Annotated in this window: 5 protein-coding genes; 4 read left to right on the forward strand and 1 reads right to left on the reverse strand. The window is 28.3% G+C overall.

All coding sequences use genetic code 11. The features are described 5' to 3' along the window. On the forward strand, positions 1 to 930 hold a 930-nt coding region (locus KA468_RS09665), incomplete at its 5' end, for a thioredoxin-like domain-containing protein (RefSeq protein ID WP_291242736.1). 33 nt (positions 931 to 963) lie between these two features. Here the strand turns inward: KA468_RS09665 and KA468_RS09670 are convergent. Next, positions 964 to 2130: an AraC family transcriptional regulator gene (locus tag KA468_RS09670; RefSeq protein ID WP_291242737.1), complete on the reverse strand. Its 1167-nt coding sequence runs from the start codon at positions 2128 to 2130 to the stop codon at positions 964 to 966. A 321-nt stretch (positions 2131 to 2451) separates the two neighbouring features. Here KA468_RS09670 and KA468_RS09675 point away from each other — a divergent pair, with 321 nt between their 5' ends. The 3 genes from KA468_RS09675 to KA468_RS09685 form a co-directional block, all read left to right on the forward strand. Next, positions 2452 to 2862 carry a T9SS type A sorting domain-containing protein gene (locus KA468_RS09675; RefSeq protein WP_291242738.1) on the forward strand — a complete coding sequence of 137 codons (411 nt, stop codon included), beginning with the start codon at positions 2452 to 2454 and terminating at the stop codon, positions 2860 to 2862. Positions 2863 to 2868: 6 nt separating this feature from the next. After that, positions 2869 to 3498: a hypothetical protein gene (locus KA468_RS09680; protein ID WP_291242739.1), complete on the forward strand. Its 630-nt coding sequence runs from the start codon at positions 2869 to 2871 to the stop codon at positions 3496 to 3498. A 10-nt stretch (positions 3499 to 3508) separates the two neighbouring features. Continuing rightward, on the forward strand, positions 3509 to 4583 hold a 1075-nt coding region (locus tag KA468_RS09685), incomplete at its 3' end, for a hypothetical protein (RefSeq protein WP_291242740.1).

Consider the following 4583-nt stretch of genomic DNA (forward strand, 5'->3'; position numbering starts at 1 on the left):
TATCAAAGAAAAAGCAGTTCACTTTCCAAACCAGAACAAACGGAAAGTAGAAATCAACTTCAGAAAAAATATCCAAATTCGATGTTGTATCTTTATTTTTGGGCAGAAAACAAAACGCAATCACCAAAAATCACAGACGCAAATGAACAGCAAGTAGCTTATGATACATTTTTTGATACTGTAAATTCGAATGATAAAAGATTGGCTTTTCTACCAAACATCAATAAATTATTATATAAATTGGTTACTATTTTGCCTTTATCGAATGAAAACTACATCAAACATATCGATAAATTATTGAAAGGACTCGATTGTAAAACACAAAATTATACCATTTTTACAAAGTACATCTCAGCAAATTTAGCTTTTTTTGAAAGTACCAATTTAGAAATTGCATACAATCATTTGTATGAAAAGTACATCAAAGACAATACCTGCAAAGCATTTTCAGACACCGATATGAATAAATTCACAAATGAATTCGATTCGAATAAAAAAGTGCCTTTAAACAGTATTTTTCCAGAATTGTCGTTTGCTAATAAAGACAGTACAGCAATAAAAATTCAAGAGATTTATTCGCAAAATGAGTATACTTTAGTCACTTTTTTTAGCCCAACATGCCAGCATTGCATAGATAAAATACCTGAAATTAAGAAGTTTATGGTAAACCTCAAGGAAACGAATCCAAATAAAAAAACGGCGTGGGTAACTATACTAAATGATAAAGAAGAAGACAAATGGTTGCCATTTATTGAAAAAAACCAACTTGAAACCGCAGCAATTAATTTAAAATCTTTAGATCCAAACAGAGCGTACCAACAAGCATTAAACGCCTATTCAAACCCTTGTTATTTTTTACTTGATAAAGAAGGGAAAGTAGTGTTAAAATCGTTTAATAATAAAGCTATATTGGAAATAATTAATCGTTAGTCATACAAATTCAGTAACGTATAAAAGAAGTATTTATTTCTGCTTTTTCACTCTTGCTATTTCTTTACTATATGCTTGTGGTGTAGATCCTGTTATTTCTTTAAAAGAAGTAAAAAAAGGGTTATAGGAAGAAAATCCAACCTTCATAGCTAAAGCATCTAACGTATTTATTTTTAAAAAATCTGATTCTATTAGCTGCATTGCATCGTATGTTTTTATGATTTTTTTAAATTCAGTAAAACTTACTTTAGAATGGTATTTAAAAATAAATTTTAAATGACTTTTAGGTATATCTAATTTTTTTGCAATTTCAGTTCCTGATGTTTTCGGTTTTCTAAACCATTTTTCCACAAGTGCTAAATGCTCGATATCTTTTAAGTATTTTGTTAAATCAGGATATATTTTAGCATTCAATAAATGATCTTGTTGATTTTTTATTTCTATTTTTTCATTTAAATTCCAAATGTCTTTTAAAATAAAATCAGATTTCTTTTGTACGGTCATTTTTTTATATAATGCATTATAACCAAACAAAATTTCTGGTGAAATTAGAATTTTAATTAAAATAAATAACCAAAATACACCAGTAATCCATAGGTTGTTTTTCCCATAGGAAAAATCATTATAAACCAAATCTATAAATAGGGTTAATAACAACCGTATTCCTCCTAAAAATAACAGAATAAATAAGAACAAAGTCCATTTACGAAGCAAGGTATTTTCTGTGTCAACAATTTTAATTTTAGACTTTCGATACCACACATTTATTTTTAAAAATTTAAAAATGGTTGCTAAATATAAAATACTATATGTAGTAAAAACAAGATTTAAAATCACCAATGTATGTTTGCCTAAAAAATGAATATTATTATTTAATATATTAAAAAATCCTAAAAATAAAGGGAAAACAAAATGCCATAATTCTTTTGTTTCTAGTTTTTTAGTTTCAAAAACAATGTTTTTAAAATACAGATATTGAAGCGGAAAAACTACAGATAAAAAAGGCATATAAGAAAAATTAGGTAATAAATCTCCTTTGAAAAATAACAACCCATCAAAAACAAATTTTAAGGATATAATAGTAAATAACAATATCAAATATATGTTAATTACTCTATTTTTTTTATAATATGAAAAAATTATAGAAGTTGTAACTAATCCAAGTGCGCCAACAATAATATAAAAAAAATGAACAATCATATTGTTAAATTCTGGTTTTATTTTAATACTAAAAAATAAATCATTAGGTATAAAATTTTTATTTTATTTTTCAATTATTTTTTTCAAAAGTAGTTAATTATTAATATTATACAATTTTTATTATTATTTATTTATTTTATAATTTTTTACTAAAAACGTAAAAACACTTCCTGTTTTGATTAAAATAGTTACTTCTAAATTTCAATTAAAAAATAGTCTACTTTTTTAAGATACTTTTGAAAAAAAAATATGCGATTTAAAAATTTACTCTTGTTTTGTTTCTTCACAACGCTATCTTTTAGCCAAACGCTACATCATCAAATGATTAGCGCTCAAGGAGGAAATACCGTTACACAATCTGGTATAGTTGTTAAATATACTGTTGGCCAACAATCTGTTACAGGAACTAAAACTGGTAATGTAATTGTACAACAAGGATTTCAACAAAGTAATTGGGATAAAATTATTGCTACAAATAATGTAGTACTTGCAAACACCACGACGTATCCTAATCCATACGTGGACGTTATAAATTTTCAGTTTTCGCAATCTATTGGAGAAAATGTTTCTTTATTGGTTTATGATGTCCTAGGTCGTCAAGTATATGCAAATACGCTTCAGATATTTGAAAACAAAACAAGTGTTAATCTTCAAGTGTTGCAAAGTGCCGAATACTTTGTACAACTTTCAAATAATATATTCACATATCACACTAAAATAATTAAAAATTAAATCAAGATGATAAAAAAATACTTACTTTTTTTACTAGTTTCTTCTGGATGTTTGGTACATGCTCAAGAATTGTTTATTTCCAATGGAAAAAATTTTACGAAATATGATTACAAAAATTCATTTGGAATTTCAAATCCTAATATAAGTAGTGACGAAGGCTCTTTTTACCAATTTGGTATGGATTTTAAGCTGAACAAATCAGCTACTTCAAGTAAATTTAGTTACGCAGTTAGTTTGGTTTATAATCAATTTAATGCAGTTGGTGGTACAAGTTCAGCTAACTATGCTTGGAAAACAAATTATTTAGGAATTCAAAACGCGCTTAATTATACACTATTCCAAAATTCGGATTCTTTTAAAGTAAAAACGAAATTAGGTGTTGCAACTTCAACTATAATTAAAGGCGAACAGTACATTAATAATGTAGTGTATGATATTACAAAGCAAGAAGAGTTTAAAGGGATAACCATCCAACCTAATATTGGAATTGATTTTCAATATGCCATTAACCACAATATTAAAATTTCTGCGGGTTACGAATTTTCTAAAGCATTTAATGTTTCTAATACTTCTTCAGAAAAACTTTCTTTTACAAATAATCAAATCCACTTTGGATTACATTTTCCATTAAAATAAATAGCACATTATGAAAAAAATAGTAGTTACACTTTTATTATTTATTGGCCTAATTGGCTATTCTCAAACAAATGGGATTACTTATCAAGCAGTAATATTAAATCCTTCGGGTGAACAATTGCCGGGAGTGAACAACACAAATGCACCATTGGCAAATAAGTACATTTGTTTAAAGTTCTCCATCATTGACCAAAATTCGCAATCTGAATATATTGAAACGGTACAAACCACTACGGACGAATTCGGAATGGTAAATCTAGTTATTGGTACAGGCGTTCAAATTGGTGGCTATGCGTCTTCGTTTTCAAATATACTTTGGAATGCCAATCCTAAAAACTTAAAAGTAGATTTAAGTACAACCGGAATTTGTTCTTATTACACAGAAATAAGCAATCAACCTTTTACTGCTGTTCCTTTTGCTTTGTTTGCTTTAAATACAGAAAGTACTGCAGCTTTAACAGCACTTCAAGCTACAGTAACTTCAAATGCAATAGCTACAACCGTGGCATTAGCATTAAAAGAAGATGCGATTAACAAATCATCTACTACGACTTTAGGAACAAGCAATTTATTATTTCCTACACAAAACGCTGTAAAAACGTATGTTGATACAAATATTTCAACCGTAAACGCAAATAACACAGCTCTTCAAGCTATAGTGGCTGCAAATGCAACTGCGGCAAACAATGCTATTGCAACAGTACAAGCAGATGTCAATCAAAACGAAGCGGATGGCGATGCAGCAGATGTAATTTTACAGAATAATATTACATCACTTCAAACTACAGTAGCTTCGAATGCTACAGCTACTACATCTGCATTGGGTTTAAAAGAAGATGCTATTAACAAATCATCTACTACAACTTTAGGTACAAGTAATGTTTTGTTTCCAACTCAAAATGCTGTAAAAACGTATGTTGATACAAATATTTCAACAGTAAACGCAAATAATACGGCGCTTCAAGCTATAGTGGCTGCAAATGCAACTGCGGCAAACAATGCTATTGCAACAGTACAAGCAGATGTCAATCAAAACGAAGCGGATGGCGATGCAGCAGATGTAATTTTACAGAATAATATTACAT

This window comes from Flavobacterium sp., from assembly GCF_017985075.1.
Taxonomy (GTDB): Bacteria; Bacteroidota; Bacteroidia; order Flavobacteriales; family Flavobacteriaceae; genus Flavobacterium.